This is a genomic window from Arsukibacterium sp. UBA5043, from assembly GCA_002415085.1.
In the GTDB taxonomy this organism is placed as follows: Bacteria; Pseudomonadota; Gammaproteobacteria; order Enterobacterales; family Alteromonadaceae; genus Alishewanella.
Map to the genome: position 1 here is coordinate 249581 of DIBV01000004.1, position 19921 is coordinate 269501.

Annotated in this window: 25 protein-coding genes; 13 read left to right on the plus strand and 12 right to left on the minus strand. The window is 48.6% G+C overall.

What is annotated here, in order from left to right; all coding sequences use genetic code 11:
* Nucleotides 1-3 precede the first annotated feature (3 nt).
* On the plus strand, nt 4-576 hold the full coding sequence (locus B2Q61_RS05270; protein ID WP_290620221.1) for a hypothetical protein: 573 nt from the start codon (nt 4-6) through the stop codon (nt 574-576).
* A 142-nt stretch (nt 577-718) separates the two neighbouring features.
* Here the strand turns inward: B2Q61_RS05270 and B2Q61_RS05275 are convergent, their stop codons facing one another.
* Both B2Q61_RS05275 and B2Q61_RS05280 read right to left on the minus strand, forming a co-directional pair.
* Nucleotides 719-961 (minus strand): type II toxin-antitoxin system ParD family antitoxin, encoded by a 243-nt coding sequence (locus tag B2Q61_RS05275; protein ID WP_290620223.1) that lies wholly within the window; start codon nt 959-961, stop codon nt 719-721.
* 165 nt (nt 962-1126) lie between these two features.
* Complete coding sequence (locus B2Q61_RS05280; RefSeq protein ID WP_290620225.1) at nt 1127-1420, minus strand: hypothetical protein; 294 nt, start codon at nt 1418-1420, stop codon at nt 1127-1129.
* Between the two features lie 195 nt (nt 1421-1615).
* On the opposite strand from B2Q61_RS05280, the gene B2Q61_RS05285 reads away from it, so the two are divergent.
* The 5 genes from B2Q61_RS05285 (at nt 1616) to B2Q61_RS05305 (ending at nt 4975) form a co-directional block, all read left to right on the plus strand.
* Nucleotides 1616-1846: a type II toxin-antitoxin system CcdA family antitoxin gene (locus B2Q61_RS05285; protein ID WP_290620227.1), complete on the plus strand. Its 231-nt coding sequence runs from the start codon at nt 1616-1618 to the stop codon at nt 1844-1846.
* Nucleotides 1846-2139 carry a CcdB family protein gene (locus B2Q61_RS05290; RefSeq protein ID WP_290620229.1) on the plus strand — a complete coding sequence of 98 codons (294 nt, stop codon included), beginning with the start codon at nt 1846-1848 and terminating at the stop codon, nt 2137-2139. The genes B2Q61_RS05285 and B2Q61_RS05290 overlap by 1 nt, the downstream gene beginning before the upstream one ends.
* 400 nt (nt 2140-2539) lie before the next feature.
* Complete coding sequence (locus B2Q61_RS05295; protein ID WP_290620231.1) at nt 2540-3049, plus strand: hypothetical protein; 510 nt, start codon at nt 2540-2542, stop codon at nt 3047-3049.
* Nucleotides 3050-3362: 313 nt separating this feature from the next.
* On the plus strand, nt 3363-4334 hold the full coding sequence (locus B2Q61_RS05300; protein WP_290620233.1) for a nuclease-related domain-containing protein: 972 nt from the start codon (nt 3363-3365) through the stop codon (nt 4332-4334).
* A gap of 80 nt (nt 4335-4414) precedes the next feature.
* A complete protein-coding gene (locus B2Q61_RS05305; RefSeq protein ID WP_290620235.1) occupies nt 4415-4975 on the plus strand; it encodes a hypothetical protein in 561 nt (186 codons plus the stop codon).
* A gap of 88 nt (nt 4976-5063) precedes the next feature.
* Here the strand turns inward: B2Q61_RS05305 and B2Q61_RS05310 are convergent, their stop codons facing one another.
* Both B2Q61_RS05310 and B2Q61_RS05315 read right to left on the minus strand, forming a co-directional pair.
* A complete protein-coding gene (locus B2Q61_RS05310) occupies nt 5064-5858 on the minus strand; it encodes an acyl-CoA thioesterase (protein WP_290620237.1) in 795 nt (264 codons plus the stop codon).
* A gap of 1 nt (nt 5859) precedes the next feature.
* Nucleotides 5860-6588: a PepSY domain-containing protein gene (locus B2Q61_RS05315; protein ID WP_290620239.1), complete on the minus strand. Its 729-nt coding sequence runs from the start codon at nt 6586-6588 to the stop codon at nt 5860-5862.
* Nucleotides 6589-6751: 163 nt separating this feature from the next.
* Here B2Q61_RS05315 and B2Q61_RS05320 point away from each other — a divergent pair, with 163 nt between their 5' ends.
* The 3 genes from B2Q61_RS05320 (at nt 6752) to B2Q61_RS05330 (ending at nt 9568) form a co-directional block, all read left to right on the plus strand.
* A complete protein-coding gene (locus tag B2Q61_RS05320) occupies nt 6752-7339 on the plus strand; it encodes a YqaA family protein (RefSeq protein ID WP_290620241.1) in 588 nt (195 codons plus the stop codon).
* A 153-nt stretch (nt 7340-7492) separates the two neighbouring features.
* A complete protein-coding gene (locus B2Q61_RS05325) occupies nt 7493-8245 on the plus strand; it encodes a DUF4097 family beta strand repeat-containing protein (protein WP_290620243.1) in 753 nt (250 codons plus the stop codon).
* Nucleotides 8246-8398: 153 nt separating this feature from the next.
* Nucleotides 8399-9568 carry an NERD domain-containing protein gene (locus B2Q61_RS05330; RefSeq protein ID WP_290620245.1) on the plus strand — a complete coding sequence of 390 codons (1170 nt, stop codon included), beginning with the start codon at nt 8399-8401 and terminating at the stop codon, nt 9566-9568.
* Here B2Q61_RS05330 and B2Q61_RS05335 read toward each other — a convergent pair.
* From B2Q61_RS05335 to B2Q61_RS05345, 3 genes are all read right to left on the minus strand, one after another.
* Entirely contained in the window at nt 9565-10071 is a 507-nt protein-coding gene (locus B2Q61_RS05335; protein WP_290620247.1) for a YgjP-like metallopeptidase domain-containing protein, read from the minus strand. The genes B2Q61_RS05330 and B2Q61_RS05335 overlap by 4 nt on opposite strands.
* Nucleotides 10072-10077: 6 nt before the next feature.
* Nucleotides 10078-10986 (minus strand): hypothetical protein, encoded by a 909-nt coding sequence (locus tag B2Q61_RS05340; RefSeq protein WP_290620249.1) that lies wholly within the window; start codon nt 10984-10986, stop codon nt 10078-10080.
* A gap of 126 nt (nt 10987-11112) precedes the next feature.
* A complete protein-coding gene (locus tag B2Q61_RS05345) occupies nt 11113-12009 on the minus strand; it encodes a hypothetical protein (protein WP_290620251.1) in 897 nt (298 codons plus the stop codon).
* Nucleotides 12010-12341: 332 nt separating this feature from the next.
* Here B2Q61_RS05345 and B2Q61_RS05350 point away from each other — a divergent pair, with 332 nt between their 5' ends.
* A complete protein-coding gene (locus B2Q61_RS05350; protein WP_290620253.1) occupies nt 12342-14186 on the plus strand; it encodes a cation:proton antiporter in 1845 nt (614 codons plus the stop codon).
* Between the two features lie 29 nt (nt 14187-14215).
* Nucleotides 14216-15142 carry a glutaminase B gene (gene glsB, locus B2Q61_RS05355; RefSeq protein ID WP_290620255.1) on the plus strand — a complete coding sequence of 309 codons (927 nt, stop codon included), beginning with the start codon at nt 14216-14218 and terminating at the stop codon, nt 15140-15142.
* A 26-nt stretch (nt 15143-15168) separates the two neighbouring features.
* On the opposite strand, the gene B2Q61_RS05360 is transcribed toward glsB, so the two are convergent.
* From B2Q61_RS05360 to B2Q61_RS05375, 4 genes are all read right to left on the minus strand, one after another.
* Complete coding sequence (locus B2Q61_RS05360; RefSeq protein WP_290620257.1) at nt 15169-15759, minus strand: carboxymuconolactone decarboxylase family protein; 591 nt, start codon at nt 15757-15759, stop codon at nt 15169-15171.
* Nucleotides 15760-15855: 96 nt separating this feature from the next.
* Nucleotides 15856-16110: a TIGR03643 family protein gene (locus B2Q61_RS05365; RefSeq protein WP_290620259.1), complete on the minus strand. Its 255-nt coding sequence runs from the start codon at nt 16108-16110 to the stop codon at nt 15856-15858.
* Nucleotides 16100-16810, minus strand: a complete 711-nt coding sequence (locus B2Q61_RS05370) for a cupin domain-containing protein (RefSeq protein WP_290620260.1) — start codon at nt 16808-16810, stop codon at nt 16100-16102. Before B2Q61_RS05370 ends, B2Q61_RS05365 begins: the two co-directional genes overlap by 11 nt.
* A gap of 13 nt (nt 16811-16823) precedes the next feature.
* Nucleotides 16824-17195 (minus strand): VOC family protein, encoded by a 372-nt coding sequence (locus tag B2Q61_RS05375; protein WP_290620262.1) that lies wholly within the window; start codon nt 17193-17195, stop codon nt 16824-16826.
* Between the two features lie 263 nt (nt 17196-17458).
* Between B2Q61_RS05375 and B2Q61_RS05380 the strand changes: the two genes are divergently transcribed.
* Nucleotides 17459-18025: a PAS domain-containing protein gene (locus B2Q61_RS05380; RefSeq protein WP_290620264.1), complete on the plus strand. Its 567-nt coding sequence runs from the start codon at nt 17459-17461 to the stop codon at nt 18023-18025.
* Entirely contained in the window at nt 17962-19029 is a 1068-nt protein-coding gene (locus B2Q61_RS05385) for a putative bifunctional diguanylate cyclase/phosphodiesterase (protein WP_290620266.1), read from the plus strand. Before B2Q61_RS05380 ends, B2Q61_RS05385 begins: the two co-directional genes overlap by 64 nt.
* Here the strand turns inward: B2Q61_RS05385 and B2Q61_RS05390 are convergent.
* Entirely contained in the window at nt 19026-19901 is an 876-nt protein-coding gene (locus B2Q61_RS05390; RefSeq protein WP_290620268.1) for a universal stress protein, read from the minus strand. The two genes, B2Q61_RS05385 and B2Q61_RS05390, sit on opposite strands and share 4 nt — an antisense overlap.
* Between the last annotated feature and the right edge of the window lie 20 nt (nt 19902-19921).

Consider the following 19921-nt stretch of genomic DNA (forward strand, 5'->3'; position numbering starts at 1 on the left):
TTCATGATTAAAAAATGTGTATTGATATCACTTTTGGCTATGTCAGCCTGCAGCTTAGTAGCGCAGCCAGTTGCGGAAAAGTGGCCTGAGTTTAACTGCGCCAGCAATGAATTAGTTCTGACCTTAGTCGATTTAAACATTTGCACCAAAGCCGGCGCCTACAGCAACGTACAGGTGTTGGCTGGCACTACACCTTCCATTGTATTCGAACAAAGCAACGACCGTTTTGACGTACTAAGTTACGAAGGTGCTGACAAAGCATTGGCAGGTTTGGCTGCCCGTACCGGCAGTGCCAGCGCTGGGCAGGCGTTAGATCGCTTATTTTCCTGGCGTGGCAACCCAGAGTCGACGCCGCAACAAAAAGCCTTGTTGGGTGTATTTAGTATTGATGCTGACTCCACACTCAAGGTATTCGGCGCTGGACGTTACACTGCGTATATTCGGTTAAACGCCGATGCGCCAGACAACACCATTTTCATTACAACAGCCAATAGTGAGCACATTTACCGGTTAATCGGCAATTTTAGCGAAGCAGATGCCAGGCAATGGTTAGGTCAGTTATCACCAGCTAAGTAACGGGTAACAAGCGTTCGGGAAAATTAGGGTCAGATCAAAATTAAATCGGCGGTTCAAAAAGATGCCGGGTAGATTCCATTTGCTGATGGAGTATTCTCAGCACAAATACATCGTGCTCGCGGCTGCGGCAAGCTTCGACCGCTTATACATGGTGTTTTTGCTTTACCTGGGCGGCAATCTGGCTCAGCGTTAAATCAGTTTCTCCGCTTTGTTCACCCGCTGCAACGGCTTGGCGCAGCGCTACCATTTGTTTTTCCTGCTGTTCCAATAAACGTAGGGCAGAGCGCACCACCTCACTGGTGGAACCGTAACGCCCTGTTGCAATCAGCTCACCGATAAAGTCGTCAAGTTGTGGGCCAATAGTAACGCTTGTTGTTCTGGCCATAGTTGAGCCCCTGTGTGAATAGTTAACACAAAGTGTAGCATGCAGATAAAGCGAGTCAAAAGCAGCTGTTAATATCGGGGTCAGATAACAATTAATATCGTAATATCGGGGTCAGATAACAATTAAATTGGCTACCATTAGGTAGCCCGCCCGGCGAAGTAGATTTTACTCGGAATCAACTGACTTAAGGTGTTTACGCCGTTCCTGCTGTTGAGCTTGATCCATGGCTTTCTCTTCCTCGGCCAGCTCTTCATCAGACATTAGCAAACGATCATAGCCACCGGCGAGTATGCCGCGTTCATGATCACCCAAATCGTGCTCATCGGTTAAATGCTTAGCTGCACGCTCTTTGGCGCGTTTAAGTAACCAGGCATCAAATTCCAGCGTACCGGGTTCAGGGCGTACTTTTGGCTTATCGCTATGCACCAGCTTGGGTTTTACAGGCTGCTTTTCAGTCATAACCATCTCCACAGAAACTCGGGGTTGCTGCCTTTATTTTTATGATTGACAAGCCATGGGGTCAGGCCTTTAAAGTTGCATGGTTTCCTAACTTGAGCCAATGAAAGGGATTGTTATGCGCAGTTTTTATGCGCTAGAAATTTGCGCTATACTTTTGTGCATTGAGAATCGACTTAACCTCGTTGGGAGCTTACCATGAGTCAGAATACCAAAGCGGCTTGTAACACCTCAGTTGATGCCAGTTTACTGGCTGAGGCTAAAGCGCTGAAGATCAGTCCCTCTGTAGTTCTGGAACAGGCATTGCGTGATGCAGTGAGTCAGGCGAAAGCAGATTTATGGCGGGCACAGAATGCCGATGCCATCGCAACTTATAACCAACAAATTGCAGAGCATGGTACCTTTGCTGAGCGGCTAGGGCAGATCTAGTGCTGCAGCAATTTGGCGTTGCCAGTATCGATCAGCAGCTGGTGGTAGTGCTTACTAACACCCTGTTTCATGAAATTGATGCGTTGTTGGTAGCAGTAATTAAGCCGCAGAATACACAGGCTCTGCTGACCGCTTTTCATCTTCCGGTGCGGATTAACGAGCAAGCTTACTTTATTGATTTACTTGATATTGCAACGGTTTCCACGAAGCGCTTAAAAACTACTGATATAACTTTGCAGCAATATAGGCAACAGATTAAAGCTGGTCTGGATCTACTGATTGACGGTTTCTGATACTTAACAGTTTTGCTGTGTAAGCGCAGTAAATCTGCTAATGGGCTAACAATCAGGAAATTAGGGTCAGATAAAAATTAAACTAAGCGATTATAGATAAGCATTACTTAATACCGAAGTTGACATTCATCGGCTGGCAATAAGCGCATTAAACGGCTTCGAGAGTTTGGCAATATGCCACTAGAAGCCTTTGACGAGCTGCTAGCGCTGATAATGCGGCGGTTTTAATGCAACTTTCAAGGCCTGCTCCCAAGCATTTTGACTCCAAGCATTTTAAAAGTAGATAATCACCTCGAACCTCTGAAAGTGTGTCTGTACTAAAATCTCGTTACATTTTCTGCAGTGTATTGCAGCCGCTGAGCTGCTAGGCTTTGTTCCTCAGCCCTTGTTGGAGATGGCGATGCGCCAGTCTCGTATTTATCAGTACGTCCTTTTACTCTTTACCCTGGCTTTTATTGTGGCTCAGTTAAGCTGGCAGTGGTGGCATGGCGGCATTCAGGCGCATCATTTACTGGCAAACCCAGAGTTGCCTTCGGTTTCCAATGCCTGGGGCTTGTTGATTCTGCCGGCATTAGCCTGGCTGGCGGCAAAGCGATTAAGGCAAGTGGAAAAGCCAACAATAGTTTGGTATTCCTTGGTGTTGTCTTTTTGCTACGGTGCTCTGCTGGCTCTATTGTTCTTAAAGGGTGTGGAACAGCCGATCGCAGTTTTATTTTTTGGAACCTATTTGCTGGCGTTTTTTTTACCGCTGCACCGGGCGGAAGTTGTGTTGGGGTATGTCGCGGCGTTAAGTTTGGCTTTTGGTGCCGTTTTGCCACTGCTGATGTCGAGCCCGGCTATTCTGATTGCCTGGCTGGCAGCCAAGGCCCGTCAATGGTTCAGGCAGCGTAAGGCGCTCAATTTGACGTAGGCTTGGATTATCGCCTGAGTTTGTTGGTACTAAACTGCGGCAATAACCGGCATTTTTGTCGCTCGGGTGATTGTGCACAGTCTGTTCGAGCCAGTTCAATGCAGTGCTTTGGGGTATTGGTATAAACCATTACCTTATCGTGTAACCACTGGCGTAACCTTAAGGGTCAGATCCAATTGTTAATGTCTGACAAAGACAACGGAAACTCGGGCTTAGGCGTTGCAAGTTGAACATTAGTAAACATCAGCATATGTTCCTTGCTGCTTATTCCTTACCTTGCTAGCATCACCATTCCATACCTCCGGAACGACCTATGCGCTACTGGCGTTTTACCTTACTACTGTTATTGTTAATGTCACCGCTGGCTTATAGCCAGCAGCAATATTCTGAAGCTGCCTGTATTTTGCTGCAACAGCAAATAGATCGCTTCAGTAACCAGCAGCTAAGTGCTTATCAGGACAGCAAACGCCAGTTTGATAAGCATTGCCGGAACCCGATACCGGCAACGGATAAACCGTTGTCGCTTACCAATATTCCGGCTAAACCGGCAGCTAATAACACCACGGTTTCGATGGCTGCACCTGCGTCTGATAACGGAGCTGCAGCTGAAAATTTTGATATCGGCGCGATGATGCTGAGCCTGTTTACGCCCTATATTCCCTACATTGTTGGCGTGTTGTTGTTTTTAATCCTGCCCGGTTTGTTAATTGCACTGATATTTGGCAATAGATCGCGGTTTTTAGGGGCGAAGGCCGAGCGGCAACTGCACCGGCTGTTAGTGCGTGATTTACCCGCAGGCTATATACATTACCGCAATTTAATTTTGGAAACTGCGCAAGGTGATTTAACTGAAATTGACCATCTGGTGCTTAGCCCTGTTGGTATTTTTGTGATTGAAGTAAAAAACTATCAGGGCTGGATTTTTGGCTCTGAACATCAGCCGCAGTGGACAGTACAGCACGTTAAGCGCAAACACAGTTTTCAAAATCCACTACAGCAAAACAATAAACACACCGCTGCGGTAAAATTTACCTTAGGGATCGGCATGCAAGACGGCAAGCTGGTGCACTCCATAGTCGCGTTTAGCGACCGCGCCGAGTTTAAAACGCCGCTACCCGCACAGGTGTGTTTTATCCAGCAGGTGGCCGCTTATCATAAGCAATTTAGTCAGCCCTGCTTTAGCTATGAGCAACTGCGCCAGTTTGCAGCCCGGTTGAATATGGCGGCTGCAAAGCGAAGAACTTTGCGTAAACGGCACTTACAACAAGTTAAGAGCAGGCAATGAGATTTGCAAATTGCACATAGTATGCAACAGATTAAAGGAGGGTTGCTGCGACAGTGTGAGATTCTGCCAAAGGGAGCAATATGAAAATTTATTTCACTTTTATGAGAAAACAACGGTCTTCAGCGTTATTGCTTATTTTAAATGCTGGGGTGTTACTGCTTCTATACTTAGCTGCACACAAATATCTTCCTGATTTAACGAGCGATAAAAATGCGCTTGGACAACTTTTTAAAATCCTTGATATCGCCATTTGGATTGTTGAAGCTATTTTACTTGGACTAGCACTGTGGTTCTGGCTGGAAAATAAGCAAGTTCGGGTTTGTGTTTCGTCAACTACGTTATCCTACTTTGACCCTACGTTTAACGATGTGAGCTGGCAGGTTAACATTCTCGACATTATTGAGTTAAAGCAAGTAAGTGATGTTAGACAAGATTTTTTATCAAATTTGATCGTGCTAAAAAACGGAGAGCATAAGCAATTGATGTACGGAAATTATCGCGGGTTTGACCGACGGGCTTTTTTCGATGCGCTAGTATCAGCCAACCCGAACATCAGTGTTCCAAACAGTATATATAGCTACAAAAAACAAAGACCATTATGGGCTAAGCGTATTCGTAAGAAGTTAGGATTAGATGAGTAGCCTTTGATAACAATCGAAATTATAACCTTAAGTAACCTTAAGGGTCAGATCCAAGTGTTAATGGCTGAACTTGCTGGTGCAATCGCTGCTAAGCAAACACCGTGACCGTTTGGCGGCTAATCGCCGCCAGTTTGCCATCAGGCTGCCATAATTTGGCAGCGATATGATGATAACCATCGGCGCCATAGTCAATCTCAGCCAGATAGCGCCACCAGTCGGTGTTATTAAACGGCAAATCATGAGCGATAAACTCAATAGTCCAGGTCAATGAACTGGCCGGCGCTGGCTGGTTCAGCAGGGTAAGGCTGACCGGTGGCCAGGCATCGACCAGCGCCAGTAGCTCTAATATACCCGCCTGGCGGCTTTCATTGCCGGTCATCCTGATATCGCCACCCAGTTCACGCAGCGGACTGGCGCTGAACGGCAGTTGGCCATGGGCAATGCGGTAGTCAAAGTGGGTGGTAAATTCCGGCACCGGGCCCTGTTTAGGCAAGGTATGGATAGTGCCGGTTTGCCACTCTGGTGCAGTGTCGGCAATAAGCTGATGGGCCGAAGGCCTTGCCGCGCCGAAACTGGCCAGCAGCACCAGTGCCACCTGGTCATTCTGAGTGATTTCGACCTGAGCCTGGATAACCGACTTACCCTGGCGCAATATGCGCCGCTGCACGACAGCCGGCCCCGCATTTAGCGGTGCGACAAAAGAAACAGATACTGAGCGCAGCGCCATGGCAGCAGGAATAACCGGCAGTAAATGTGCCATTGCCAATGCTGCTGCCATACCGCCAAATACCGCCCGGCCCTGGCCCCATGCCTGCGGCACATTGATTACTATGTTGTCTGGTTTATCTGCACCGAACTGCTGCATAACCTGGAAAAAATGCATATTAATTACTCGATGTGGCTGGATTGGTGTGCCGTTTGCGCGGCCGGAAACGCTGCCAGAGTAACATGATGCCGCTTAAGGTAAATAGCAGGGCACTGGCTGAAAATGCAATAAGCAACGGGCTGTTAAAATTGCTGCGGTCCTGATAATCCATAATATGCAGCATCCAGAAAAAATCGAACCAGCGCCAGTTGTTGGTGCGTATTCTAAGTACAGCACCGGTAGCCGGATCAAGATAAAAACGGCTATTGTCGCTGTCGGCAAATTGCAGTTGCCACAGCGGTGCGCTAAGTTGCTGCACTTCCTGCGGCAACTGCTGCAGCAAGCGGGCGGTTTGTAGCTCACCATTGCCCTGATACTGCGCCTGGGCCAGCTGGCGAATATCCTGTTCTGTCAGGGCGGTCAGGGCTTTGCCACTTGCCGCACTGTAGCGATAAAGATTGCCGCCATCATTAACCAGATAGACCGGCAGCGCACTAAGCTGATTATGCTGCCAGCTAAGACGCTGGCTCAGGCTAAGGCTGGCTTCTTTGCTATGGTGTTGCAACACTTGTTGCGGGCTGACTGCAGCCTGCTGCCAGGGCGTGCTGACAACTCGGCGTAAATGTTCACCACGCACCTGTTCTATCGGTAGCACGGCCATAACCAGACCACTTAAAAACCACAGGGCAATCTGGGCTACCAGAATAAGGCCCAGCCAGTTGTGCAGGCTGCGGAATAATTTGATCATTGTTAATTGTTCTGAATAAAGCCAGGAATTATCAAACCAGAAAACCCGCTGCTTTGTAAAGCAACAATTTGAAGCAGTCCGGTTCCGGATTTACAGTTGGAAATGCCGGAAACTTCGCTATACTTTGCCAAAATGTAAAATTTATGAAGAGTCGGAACACATTATGCTGCATTCAAAAGCATTGTCAGCCGAGACCTGGCTGGACCGGCTGGACAGATCGTCCTATGCCCTACCGCTCCTGTTTATGTTGTCGATGGCTGAAACTCTGATAATACCGATACCGATTGAAACTATTCTGATCCCGTGGATGCTAAGCCATCCGGACCGGCGCTGGACTATTGCTACCGTGGCACTGGCCGGCAACCTTACCGCTGCCGCGGGCGGATACTGGTTGGGGGTACTGGCCATGGAGCAGTGGGGCGATACGCTGGTTGGGCTGTTTGGTGGTGCAGAGGCCTTTGACAGCTTCAGCAGCGAAATTGAAAACAACGGCTTCAGTGCCATTCTGGCCGTAGGGATCAGCCCGACGCCGTTGCAAATAGCCATGTTAGCCGCCGGTGCAACCGGTTATTCGTTCCTGCTGTTTTTGCTGGCTGTCGGTATTTCGCGTTCAACCCGCTATTATGGCCTGGCATTGCTGGTACATTTTGCCGGCGACAAAGCGATGAAGTTGTGGCAGCGCTATTCGAAACAAATTGGCGCTATGTTGTTTGTGCTGGCAATTGGCTGGTTATGGTTTCAATTCAGATAATTAGTCATATTCGCCAGATAATAGTGTTTTTGCACAAACTTGAATTTTAACTTATTTTTAAGTTGTTGAATTTAAATTATTTTTAATGTGGGCATTTAACTTGCTACAGTCGTGCCGGCTATTCTAATTAATTACAAACAAAAAGGACGCAATATGAAAACCGGTATGCTCAGTATTACAGCCCTCGTGCTGTTAAGTGGTTGTGTAGTCTATGTTGGCAATGGTCATGCAGGTGACAGGCTGCATGAAGAACGAACCCTTAGTCTCAGCGCTGATAATCTTAGCCGGCTGGTAGCAGATACCGGTGCCGGCAAGCTGGACATAATCGGCGAAGACGGCCGCGAGCTTATTGAGCTGCAGGCCAGTATTTATTACTACGACAGTGAGGATATTCGCTTGTCGCTGATTCGCCGCGGCAATGATGCAGTGCTGGAAGCCGGTTTTGCCAGCAGTTCTTATAATGGTAACAGCCCCTATATTGATGTGGTGGTAAAAGTTCCGGCCCGGCTGGCACTTACCCTGGATGATGGCTCGGGTGATACCGATATCCGTGGTTTGCAGGGCGATTTGAATATTGAAGATGGCTCAGGTGCGCTGCGGATTAGTGGTGGTAATAATGCCAAAGTGGTTGATGGTTCCGGTGAGCTTTATATCAGCGAGTTACAGGGTAATTTAGTACTTGAAGACGGCTCGGGCGATGCCGATATCCGTCAGGTTAAAGGCAACGTCACGGTGGAAGATGGTTCGGGCGATCTGATGATCAGTGACATTGGCGGCGTGGTGACGGTTGATGATGGCTCAGGTGATATCAATGTCAACGGTGCCGGTGGCCTGACTATACTGGACAGCGGCTCTGGCGGGTTAAAAATAAACGCTATAAATGGGCCGGTAAAAATTAACGACTAAGCCTAATCAGCCAGCGCTGGCACAAAGGGTTATTGTACTTAAAACCTGTGTGCCACTGCGCTGGCACTGCCTTTATACTCAACCCCCAAACTGCTCTTGTTAAAAACAGCTATTGCTGCATTATCATTCCCTTGCTAGCATCAGTTAACAATTATGACGAGACATGTTATGCACTGGGTGCGATATTTATTACCGTTGCTGATATTGATTGCTGTGCAGGCCGTTGGCCAGCAACGGTATTCAGAGGGGGCCTGTATTTTGCTGGACCAGCAGGTTCAGCGTTTTAGTCACATGCCGCAAAGTAGCAGTTATCGCAATGCTAAAAGCGAATACGATAAAAATTGCAACAGGCCCCAGCGGCCGGTACCGCCTAAACCTGCCCCCAAGCAAGCTGACCCGGTGGAGGTTAAGCCAGCTGAGCCTGAGCCGCGACAGCAAATTACCCCGGCAGAGACTATACAGCCAACGCCGGCAGATACTGTGACCGACCCGGTACAGATTGAAACAAAACCGCCAGCAGTGACCGTTGCGTCACCTGCTGTAGTGGCTGAACAATTGCTGCAGGCAGAACCTGAAGAAGATAAACCAGCAGAACCGCAAGCCGCAGCGGCTGAACCAAATAGCGTGCCGCAGCCCATGTTGCCGGTGCCGGTTATTCTTCCAGCAGACGACAGGGGACTGCCTGTTGACTGGTGGCGGCCTGCTAATTTAGTAAACATGGTGTTAGCTAACCTGCCGCTGATCATTGCCAATATTTTCGCTTTTTTACTGGCTGTTTTTTTAATGACAAATTGGCTTGGTCTGAACTTACCGGGCTTTAAAGGTATTTTTGCCGAGTATAAATTAAACCGGCTGTTGCGCTGGCGTCTGGCCCGTGGTTATCGCCATTTTCGCAAGCTGAAATTACTCACCGCCAAAGAAGAACTGGTGGTGGTTGATCATCTGGTGCTTAGCCCGTTTGGTATTTTTGTGATTATGGTAAAGGGCTATCGTGGCAGCATTTTTGGTGACGTAGCCGAGGCCAATTGGTTACGGCAGTATTTTGGTACTAAAAAGCAATTTATGAATCCGCTGCATCAGAACTTTAAGCATGTTGAAGCGATAAAACATCACTTAGAGCTGCAGGGCACCCCTTTAGCACAACATGTGCATTCGGTTATTGCTTTTAGCAGGCTGGCCCAGTTTAAAACCGAGATGCCGGCAAATGTAACTTATCTCGATACGGCGCCGATATACCTGAAAAAGTTCGAAGAGCCCTGTTTTGATGATGATCAACTGAATCGGTTTGCCGCGTTACTGCGCCAGGCCAGTACTGCCAATTAAGGTGTGTGGCCCGGCTGTTCCAGTAAGGTCAGATATAAACGTAAATCCAGCTCCAGCTGATGATAAGCGGGCTCCATATGCAGGCACAGCTTATAAAAGGCTTTGTTATGGTCTTTTTCCCGCAGGTGGGCCAGTTCGTGGATTACCACCATTTGCAATAGCGGTAGTGGCAGTTGCTTTAGCAGCGCAGCCACCCGTATTTCATTTTTACTTTTTAGTTTGCCGCCCTGCACCCGACTAACCTGAGTATGGGTACCCAGTGCGTTATTAATAATATGTATTTTCGGGTCAAATACCACTTTACTGACCGGCTCACTGCTTTTCAGCCATTGCCGTTTTAGATCCATGGTTAGTTCATACAGGGCTTTATCGGTTTGCACCGGATGGCCCTGCTCCGGGTAGCGTTGTTGTAATACCGTACCCAGCTTGTTGTCAGCCAGCAGCTGACGCACCTGCTGCTGCAGGCTATCAGAATAATGACGAAGGTAGGGCAGGTCAGACATGACTGACTAGTCTGTCAACCGCTGAAAAGTAGCTTTGGCATTAGATGCCATAAAGTAACTTTGCCATTGCTGCAGCGGCAGTTGGTATTGCAAGGTCTGATTGTTATAACTCAGATAAGTGCTTCCGTCTGGCTGCCAGGCTAGCTGAATTAATACTGGTTCGCCCGGAACAATATCATCAGCGATGTACTTTTTGAACGGCACTTTTCCTGGTTGGTGATACTCCAGCGCTAATATAACTTGCTCGTCACTTTCTAATGACAGATGAAGAGAAACACGCATATGTGTCCCTTCAGGATCACCCCACTGCACATGGGTATAAGGCAGCCACCTCTGCTGTTCGTCCTGTTCTTTGCTAAGGTCAGAAGGTTTGTTAGCATCTAAAGATAACATGAAGCTGACTTTGGCCGGAGCCAATTGCAGTGGCAGTGGATAAAGTCCGTACTTACCAGAAGGAATATTCAGAAATAGTTTGTCTGGTTTGACTTGACTGGCGTGATCAACCAAATATTGTGGCAAAGGAGACATGCTGTGGTCTGCGGAATTGCTGTGTCGGTACATCGTTTCTATGCTACCTGATTCGCTACGATAACGAAAAGTATCAGCATTGATTAACACTACCTCATTACAAAAGTTGTATTCATCTATGGGATAAGGTTGCTCACTGGTAACATCAAATAATCGGTAGGTCAGGTTAAGGCAGGACTGTTTGCCAACTTGGCGCCAGTCGCCCGTAGCGATGTAAAACATATTGTCAATGACGCCATAGGCATATACATCACCGTTGGAAAAGTAAGAGACATAGCCATGACAGCTTTTACCCTCATCGTCCGACTCACACCATTTACCAATCCGGCTATCAGCTAACAGCGGCCATGCTGTCAACAGTAGTATGGCTGTCAGTATTTTTCTCAAACTAATGTCCCAATCCTTGTTAGTTGTCAGTTGAACAATAATAAGTAACTTGTTCTAAATCAACTTGAATATAAAGGAACTGATGGTGCTTCCACTGTACCAAATTTATTTTTAGCAATTATCCAGTTACTCTTCAGGCAACCTTTGAAAGGTGGCTTTGGTATTGGAGGCCATGAAGTAGCTTTGCCATTGCTCAAGCGGCAACTTGTATTGCACGGTTTGATCTTTATAGCTCACGGTGGTGAGACCGTCAGGTTGCCAGTCAAGGTGAATTAACACCGCTTCGCCAGGCGTGATATCACTGGCCAGTGCTTTGCGAAAGGGTTTATAGCCCGGCATGATATATTCGATCATCAGCAAGGCGCTGTCGGCATCTTTGGGCTGCAGCAACGATACCCGCAGGTAGTCGTTGTCCGGATCGCCAATCTGCACGTTGGCATAGGCGGTAACCGTGTTATCGTCTGCTGCAATCGGGGTGAGTGACATGTTAAAGCTGACACTGGCCGGTGCCATTTCCAGTGGCAGCGGATACAAACCAAACCGACCTGGCGGTACATTAAGCGCCAGCAGCTTAGGCTTAACTTTACCAGCGTTTTCTGCCAGCTGGCTGGGCGCCGGTGACATACTGTGGTCTGGCGTCTCGCTTATCTGGTAGAACGTGGCAATGCTGCCATCTTCTTTTTGGACACTAAGCAGTGATTTACTTTGGCTAAGCACGGTATCGCAGATATTTCGATCATCAGGGGTAAAAGGTTGTTCGGTAACGATATCAAATGTTTTATAAATCAGGTTCAGGCACAACTGATCGCTATGCTGGCGCCAGTAACCGGTAGCAATGTACAGCAAATCATTGTTAACGCCATATCCATATACGTCGCCATTTTCAAAGTAGGACACATAACTGCTACAGGTTTTACCGGCATCTGTGGATTGACACCATTTACCCGGCTGGGCGGCGGCAAAGGGGGGAAACAACACGACTAAAGACAATATCAGCGCAAAACAAAAGGTATACTTCATCATTACCTCTACTACGTTAAATCTACTACGTTACATCAGCTACGCCTTCACAATAATCAGCAATTGTACGAAAAGCAACCGATTATTTATGGCGTGCTGCGGCTAGTTTGAACCATGATGCGGGGTTAATTCGGCAGGCTGGCGACAGAGCTGTGGGTCAAAATCTCATTTGTTCTTGTTTATGCTCATGTTACTGTGTTTGCTTTATGGTGCAGTGAGCACATTAACATCATTGCCTGGCGAGCCACTTTGCCACCCTTAACAGGCAATTTTTTTTTCAGCCCGATTAAATATTCTCTGGCGGGCTTTCGTTTTCTGCTGAATATGGAGATCCAATGCATACTGCTACCCTGTTGCTGATCATGTTAAGTGCCGGCCTGGCCAGCCAATGGCTGGCCTGGCGTATCCGGATCCCCGCTATTGTTATTTTAATTGCCACCGGCCTTATTCTGGGCCCGGTCACCGGGGTGATTACCTTAGCGATGTCGCAAACCGAACTGACCGAGCTGATTGGCATGGGGGTGGCGATTATTCTGTTTGAGGGCGGCATGGACCTGAAATTGGGTGAATTTCGCAGGGTAGGCCATGGTATTGGCCGCTTGACGATAGTGGCGCCGCCACTGGCCTGGGTGTTTGGCGCCGCGGCCGCGCACTATGTCGCCGGGTTAAGCTGGCCGGTTTCCTGGGTATTGGGCGCCATTCTGGTAGTGACCGGACCCACCGTTATTCTGCCTTTACTGCAACAGGCCCGGCTTAACCGGGAATCGTCTTCCTTGCTGAAGTGGGAAGGGATAGTGAACGATCCGGTTGGCGTATTGCTGGCGGTGCTGACTTTTCAATATTTTACGCTGGCTGGCAGCGATTGGTCGCAGGTCGCAACCGGACTGGGTACCGCGATCGCTGTGGCGGCAGTGCTTGGCGGTGCCGGTGGCTGGCTTACTGGCTGGCTTTACCGGCGAGGAGCGGTACCGGCAAACCTGAAAGCACCGTTACTGATGGTATGGGTATTAGCAGCATACTGGCTTAGCAATCAGTTTCAGCATGAGGCGGGGTTATTGACGGTTACCGTCATGGGGCTGGTAATTGGCAATATGAAGCTGGTTGAACGTGATCCGCTGCGCCGGTTTAAAGAAAACCTGACCGTAGTGCTGCTATCGGTATTGTTTATTGTTATTCCGTCACAACTGAATATTGCACATCTTAACTTGCTAACCTGGGGTGTATTGGCATTTGTGCTGGTGGTGTTATTACTGGTACGGCCGCTGACCATCGCGCTATCGACGCTGGGCGCGCCAATGCGGAACAAAGATAAAATACTGCTGGCGTGGATAGCGCCGCGTGGGATAGTGGCGGCGGCTACTGCAGGTATATTCGGACCGGCACTGGTAGACGCCGGTTATCCGGACGCTGAGGCGCTGCTGCCCATTGTCTTTCTGATTATTATCGTCACGGTACTGGCCCATGGCCTGACGCTGGCGCCTTTAGCTCAGAAAATGTCGCTTGCCGCAAAAGAAGAGAACGGCCTGCTGATTGTTGGCGCATCGCCGTGGACTCTGGCATTGGCGCAGACATTAAAAAAACTGAAAGTAGATGTGGTGGTCGCCGATGGCTCTTATCAGCGGCTGAAGCCGATCCGGATGAATGGCATTAAGGTGTATTACGGGGAAATTTTATCTGAACATGCGGAACATGAGCTGGAAGATGAGCATCTGAGTTTTCTGCTGTGCGCTACCGACAACTATTATTACAACGCCCTGGTTTGTAAAGCACAAGGTCACGAGTTCGGCCATCACCGCACCTTTCAGCTGGCGCCGCATCTGGAGTCAGATATGAAACATAAAAGGCTTACGTTGCAGCAGCGCGGCTATTTTTCATTTGAAAAGACCACCGATTTTTACACCCTGCAGCAACGCCTGACGGAGGGCTGGACCGTCCAGACTACCCGGCTAAGTAAAGACTTTGATCTGGAACGGTTGCAAAGCCGGCTAGGCAAGCTGGGTGAAGACTGGATATTGCTGGGCTGTGTGTCGGCACAAGGAGAGCTGAAAATATATTCCTGCGAACAACGCTTTAAGCCTACCCTGGGCTGGACCCTGCTGTATTTTGCTGATGAGAGCAAAGTAATGCTCACTGATGAAAAAGCGGACAAGCCGCCGCGTGAAACAGAGGCTGGCGTATAATGGTCAAAAAGATCTGGCAGGGGAAGTGAATGGATAATAACGCTGATTTAACCCCTATGTTGCAACGGCTACTTGCTGAATGCCGGCCGTTATATCGCCAGGGCAAAGTTGCCAATTATATCCCGGCGCTGGCTCAGGTCGCGCCGCAACATGCTGCGGTAGCAGTAGCGACGCTGGACGGTCAGATACATAGTGCAGGTGATGCGCAGCAGAATTTTTCGTTGCAAAGTATTTCGAAAATTTTTGGGCTGGTCATGGCGATGAACCGGCTGGATGACGAGTTGTGGCAACGGGTCAATATGGAGCCGTCAGGTCAGCCGTTTAATTCGATTGTGCAACTGGAGTGGGAACAAGGGATCCCGCGAAACCCGGTGATCAATGCCGGCGCTATTCTGGTAGCCGATGTATTGGTAAGCCATTACTCTGCCAGTAAAACCGCTTTTTTAACGTTTTTGCGCCGCCTGACCGGCGAAGAAAATATTTATGCTGATCAGCAGGTGTATTTATCGGAGCTGGAGCACGGTAATCGTAACGCTGCACTGGCGTATCTGATGAAAAGTTTTGGCAATATTGAAGCCGAGGTTCCGTTAGTGCTGGAGCATTACTTTCATCAGTGTGCTACCGCCATTAACTGTGAGCAGCTGGCCCGTAGTCTGTTATTTCTGGCCAACCGTGGAGTGCAACCGCACAGCAACGAGCAAATTTGCAGCCGGCGCGATGCCCATCGGGTAAATGCAATTTTATCAACCAGCGGCATGTATGATCAGTCCGGTGAATTTGCCTTCCAGGTAGGCTTGCCTGCTAAAAGCGGCGTGGGGGGGGCCATTGTTGCGATCGTGCCGCAATTTGGGGTAATCACCGCCTGGAGCCCGCCGCTTAACCGGTTTGGTAATTCGGTGGTTGCGATGCAACTTATCAGGCAACTGGCGGATGAACTGGGGCTATCCTTGTTCTGAGCGGGTCAGGATAGCGTTGCTGAAGCTTACCGGTGTTTGCCGGGCGTCCAGCCCTCGGCTCCCAGCAAGGCTTCACCTGAGGCAATAGCCCCTTCCTCCAGCGAGGTGGCCATAGAATCATTCCAGCGGTTCAAATAGCCAAACAGCGCGACAACACCCATAATTTCGACTATTTCGCCATGGTTCCAGTGCTGGTGCATTTGGGCCTGGATGGCTTCATCAACCGCATTAGGAACCTGAGACGCAGCAATAGCTAATTCGAGCGCGGCCCGCTCGGCCGCACTAAAGGCCGGGTCGGTTCGAAATTGCCAGATATTGGCAAGCTGCTCGTCGGGAGCGCCGTAGCGCTCCGCCGCTCGTATAGTATGGGCCTGACAGTAGCGACATCCGGTAGCATAGCTGGACACGTAAGCAATCAGCCGTTTGAGTGCAGAGGTTACCCGGCCATTGTTCTCCATTACCGCCATATTCAATTGAATGAAGGCTTTGGCAATGGCTGGCCGGTGGCTCATCGTCAGCACACTGTTCGGGCAAAAGCCCAGGGTTTCATTGAAAAATCGGGCCAGTTCAGCCACATCGGGGTTAGCATCGGCAGTCAGAGGGGGCACAAAAGCCATCTTAAATCCTAAGGTAATTAATCCATTACTGAGTACTTTAGCATTTACGCCTTTTTTTACTAGCCTGGACAACCCTTCCGGATCAGCTGCTATGGTTCAGCGTTTGTATTGGGTAGGGCAATAAGCCCGGCTTATTTCCGGGCTACGTAATTTAAGGTGTTTGGTTGTGCGACCGCTGACCCGCGCCCGCCACAGCCTGAAAGAACCGGGTTTTAACTCGCGCCGCATTAGCTTTATTACGTCCGGCTCGCTTAAACCATATAAACTGCTTATAGCTTCAAACGGGGTACGGTCTTCCCAGGCCATTTCAATGACGCGTGATAAATCGGCGGTATTTAAATCAATAGTCATCGGGTGCCGGCTCCGTTGTAATAAATTTATCGCCCAGTAAGCCGGCACCCAGGTGGCCCACTTTGACGTAAATCAGAGCGCCCTCCGCACCGGTAAAAGGAGCATGTTGGCTGTAGCGAGGGCTGCGAAGCCAACTGCCAGCCGGATACTGGCCCCGCTCATCACAAAACAGCCCTTCGAGCACCAGTATCTCCTCGCCACCCACATGGATATGAGGGTTAAAGTGAGTATGTGGTGCCCAGCGTACTAGTGCAGTACTGACGCCATCATGCTCATGCAGTGGCAGTACTGACAAACCGGATACCAGGCCCGGTCGCCACTGCTGCGCATGAGTATCGATAACCAGTTGCTGCTGATCGTCGGCGGAAAACTGCCATAATTTAACCAGCAAACTACAACCATTACGGGAAAAAGGTTGGTGCGATGTGCCGGGTGGGTTTCTCAGGTAGGTACCGGCAGGATAATCGCCGTGTTCATCGCTGAACACGCCCTCCAGCACCAGTATTTCTTCACCGCCGTCATGAGTATGGCTGCTGTAGCCGCTGCCCGCAGCGTAACGCACGATGCTGGTAGCCCGGGCGACTTCGCCGCCGGCTCTGTCGAGCATCATCCGGCTGACCCCGGCTAAGGGTGATGCCACGAACTGATATTGCTCAGGAAAGATTACGGCGCGTTTACTGAAGTCACTGTGCAGCTGCATTGTCAGCTAACCTTTAACCAAAGTGACAAAAACATAATTTGTTGCCATCTGGATCTTTTACGTACGCGCCGTAAAACTTGCCGGCAATACGCTGGCCGGGTGCACCGTCGCAACTTGCTCCCAGTGCGATGGATTTTTGATACAAGGTATCGACCAGCTCTTTGCTGCCTGGTTGAAATGACACCATATTACCGTTGCCAGGATTGGCAGACTGCTTATCAAACGGCTCACATACCGCCACCATCGGTTGCGCCATACTTTTACCGAAAAAGGCAATACGCCCCATGTCCATCAGGTTTTTACCGCCAAGGTCTTTTAGTAATTCGCCATAAAATGCTTTGGCAGCAGTCAAATTATTTACCCCTAAGGTAACATAGCTAATCATTGGTGCTCTCCTGGTTTAATAAGGCCATCATTAGTAGTGCAGTATACGCAATGGCCACAGAATTGGAGCAGCCAATTCGCTGCTTTTTATTAGTTAAAAATAACGGGCAATTATTTTTAACTAATTTTCCTATAATTACCCCATTTAACACGGATGCAGATGGCGGAATAGTTCTATTACTTCTACATTTGTGTTTATTGTGAATAAGCCACTAATTAAAAGGTTGGTTTCTGCTGCTTATCAAGATTAGGAAAAGTTAGGGTATGGATGCGTTTGAGCTAAGTCAGTTACAGGATGCTATAGTGCAATCGGCCGTTGATGCGATTATTGTGATTGATCAACAAGGGCTTATCTGCTTTTTTTCGCCCTCCGCCGAAAAGCTATTTGGCTATGATGCTGCCCAGTGTATTGGCCAGAATGTCAGTATGTTGATGACCCGGCAGCATGCCGCACAGCACGATAGTTATGTTCACAATTATAATACAAGCGGCAAGGCCAAAATTATCGGTATTGGCCGGGATGTGCAGGCACAACGCAAAGATGGCACGGTGTTTCCGATGCATTTGTCGGTTGGCGAGTCGATAACCGGCCAGGGACGTATTTTTGTTGGCGTATGTCATGATTTATCTGAGTTTAAAGCGGTACTGGAGCGGCTTATCTCTGCCGAGCAACGTTATCGCGATATTGTCCAAAACCAGAAAGAGTTTATTTGCCGTCTAAGCAAGAATTCACGGCTGACGTTTGTCAATAATGCCTTTAGCAGGCAATGCCAGAGAAAGCGCTGGCATGCAGGCCCGGCGCAGATGACTTTATCGTGTTACTACCATTAAATGATCGCAAAGATTTACTGCCTTTTGTCCATAAACTGATAGAGAAATGCACTGAACCATACTGGTTAGCTCAGGAAAAAATTTCCCCGTCAGTTTGCGTTGGCATCAGCATGTGCCCTGATGATTCCTCTCAGTTCGGCGCTCTGATCCAGCATGCTGAAGCGGCCATGTTTGAAGCAAAGCAACAAGGTGTGCCATTTCGGGTATATCATCAGGATATGCATAGTGCGTTAACCCAACGGTTGGAAATAGAGCAGGGCTTAAGGCGAGCGCTGGAACACAATTTGCTGAATGTGGTATTGCAGCCTAAGTACAATTTGCTTGAAGGAAAAACCATCGGCTACGAAGCCTTAGTGCGTTGGCATGACGCCAACCTGGGCACTGTGGCGCCGGATATATTTGTGGCAGTGGCAGAAGCGGTAAATCTGGGAAAACAACTTGATCGTTGGGTTATAGATACCGTGTTACAGCAGCTAAGTTTATGGCAAAAAGCAGGTTTGCAACCGCCACCCGTTGCCGTGAATATTACCAGCAAGCACTTTTCAGACCCGGAGCTATTCAATCACATCATGACAAAGCTGCAGGAGTTGCGGCTGGTACCTTCGAGCTTACAATTAGAAATTACGGAAGGGGTGGCGATGGACAAGTCGCCGACCACGTTGATAAATCTGAATGCCTTTCGCAGCGCCGGGATTAAGATAGCAATTGATGATTTTGGCACAGGCTACTCATCTTTATCATATCTGACGTCGTTACCAATTGATTTTATTAAGATTGACAAGGCCTTTGTGCAGGCGCTGGAAAGTGATCATAATCTTAGCCTGGTTAAAGCAATGCTGGCCATGGCCAAAGCTATTACCGTTCAGGTTATTGCTGAAGGGATAGAAACCCACGCCCAGCAGCAACTGCTGGCGTCGCTGGGGTGCGATTTTGGCCAGGGATACCTGTATGCTAAACCCACCTCATTAGCAGATATTGAACAGCAGCTTATATCAGTTAATTAGTCTGCTTGTTTCACTACCAGTACATCGCAGGGTGTATGCCGGCTTAAGTAGTGCGCGGTATCACCAAACAATACCGAGCTGAAATGATGAGTGTGGCTGTTGCCAATAATAGCTAACTGACACTGATAATTTTGTACGGCTTTTGGAATTTCATCATCCGGCAGACCTTCACTCAGGTGCACCGCTTCTGTGGTTAACTGATACTTTGCCAGATAAGGCGACAGTTTAGCCGAGTGTTGTTGCTGGATATCGGGCAATGGAGCAAAGCCATGGTTGCTATCGTAGGGCAGGCTGATGCTGTAATCATCAGCCTGATAACAATTTAGTACGTGCAAATGCTGGCTGTGCTGTTGCACGATTTGCTCGCCAATGGTCAAAATACTGTTGTTCAGATTATGTTGCTGGCTACTGCTGTTATCCAGATCAAGGCAGGCCAGAATGCTCAGCTCTGTATTGGCACAGGCCTGCTTAACCAACCATACGGGCAGGGTGCAGTCGCTGATAAAGTAATGTTCTAAGTCAGGTACTAACCAGGATAGTAAGCTACGTTTGGGCTGCAAACGCTTAATAATTAAGCTTATATCGCTATCTGCCAGCAGCTGTTCAATACGTTTTCTGGCAGGTTGCTGCCAGCAGATTTCGATCGCAGGGCACTTGGCAAGTGACTTATCCCGGGAAAGCTGCTGCAGTTTTTGCTGATATTGCGCTGCTTGCTCATTAATGTTGGCAAGCGACCGGCTTTGATACATTGAACAAAAAAAAGTGACTTTACTTTGATATTGTTGTGCCAGATTTAGGGCTCTGTTAAGTACCATTAGGTCGTCGGGCTGGTTTTGCAAAATTACCAGTAAATGTTGAAATACCTGTTTCATAAAGTTATCCGGTTTATCTG

Coding starts and splice junctions, on each gene's coding strand:
- B2Q61_RS05300 (WP_290620233.1), top strand. CDS start 3,363: ATGCGCTACTGGCGTTTTACCTTACTACTGTTATTGTTAATGTCACCG.
- B2Q61_RS05320 (WP_290620241.1), top strand. CDS start 6,752: ATGCTGCATTCAAAAGCATTGTCAGCCGAGACCTGGCTGGACCGGCTG.
- B2Q61_RS05270 (WP_290620221.1), top strand. CDS start 4: ATGATTAAAAAATGTGTATTGATATCACTTTTGGCTATGTCAGCCTGC.
- B2Q61_RS05315 (WP_290620239.1), bottom strand. CDS start 6,588: ATGATCAAATTATTCCGCAGCCTGCACAACTGGCTGGGCCTTATTCTG.
- B2Q61_RS05365 (WP_290620259.1), bottom strand. CDS start 16,110: ATGACTATTGATTTAAATACCGCCGATTTATCACGCGTCATTGAAATG.
- B2Q61_RS05380 (WP_290620264.1), top strand. CDS start 17,459: ATGGATGCGTTTGAGCTAAGTCAGTTACAGGATGCTATAGTGCAATCG.
- B2Q61_RS05310 (WP_290620237.1), bottom strand. CDS start 5,858: ATGCATTTTTTCCAGGTTATGCAGCAGTTCGGTGCAGATAAACCAGAC.
- B2Q61_RS05360 (WP_290620257.1), bottom strand. CDS start 15,759: ATGGCTTTTGTGCCCCCTCTGACTGCCGATGCTAACCCCGATGTGGCT.
- B2Q61_RS05275 (WP_290620223.1), bottom strand. CDS start 961: ATGGCCAGAACAACAAGCGTTACTATTGGCCCACAACTTGACGACTTT.
- glsB (WP_290620255.1), top strand. CDS start 14,216: ATGGATAATAACGCTGATTTAACCCCTATGTTGCAACGGCTACTTGCT.
- B2Q61_RS05280 (WP_290620225.1), bottom strand. CDS start 1,420: ATGACTGAAAAGCAGCCTGTAAAACCCAAGCTGGTGCATAGCGATAAG.
- B2Q61_RS05295 (WP_290620231.1), top strand. CDS start 2,540: ATGCGCCAGTCTCGTATTTATCAGTACGTCCTTTTACTCTTTACCCTG.
- B2Q61_RS05305 (WP_290620235.1), top strand. CDS start 4,415: ATGAAAATTTATTTCACTTTTATGAGAAAACAACGGTCTTCAGCGTTA.
- B2Q61_RS05375 (WP_290620262.1), bottom strand. CDS start 17,195: ATGATTAGCTATGTTACCTTAGGGGTAAATAATTTGACTGCTGCCAAA.
- B2Q61_RS05350 (WP_290620253.1), top strand. CDS start 12,342: ATGCATACTGCTACCCTGTTGCTGATCATGTTAAGTGCCGGCCTGGCC.
- B2Q61_RS05335 (WP_290620247.1), bottom strand. CDS start 10,071: ATGTCTGACCTGCCCTACCTTCGTCATTATTCTGATAGCCTGCAGCAG.
- B2Q61_RS05390 (WP_290620268.1), bottom strand. CDS start 19,901: ATGAAACAGGTATTTCAACATTTACTGGTAATTTTGCAAAACCAGCCC.
- B2Q61_RS05370 (WP_290620260.1), bottom strand. CDS start 16,810: ATGCAGCTGCACAGTGACTTCAGTAAACGCGCCGTAATCTTTCCTGAG.
- B2Q61_RS05285 (WP_290620227.1), top strand. CDS start 1,616: ATGAGTCAGAATACCAAAGCGGCTTGTAACACCTCAGTTGATGCCAGT.
- B2Q61_RS05385 (WP_290620266.1), top strand. CDS start 17,962: ATGCCAGAGAAAGCGCTGGCATGCAGGCCCGGCGCAGATGACTTTATC.
- B2Q61_RS05345 (WP_290620251.1), bottom strand. CDS start 12,009: ATGATGAAGTATACCTTTTGTTTTGCGCTGATATTGTCTTTAGTCGTG.
- B2Q61_RS05330 (WP_290620245.1), top strand. CDS start 8,399: ATGACGAGACATGTTATGCACTGGGTGCGATATTTATTACCGTTGCTG.
- B2Q61_RS05325 (WP_290620243.1), top strand. CDS start 7,493: ATGAAAACCGGTATGCTCAGTATTACAGCCCTCGTGCTGTTAAGTGGT.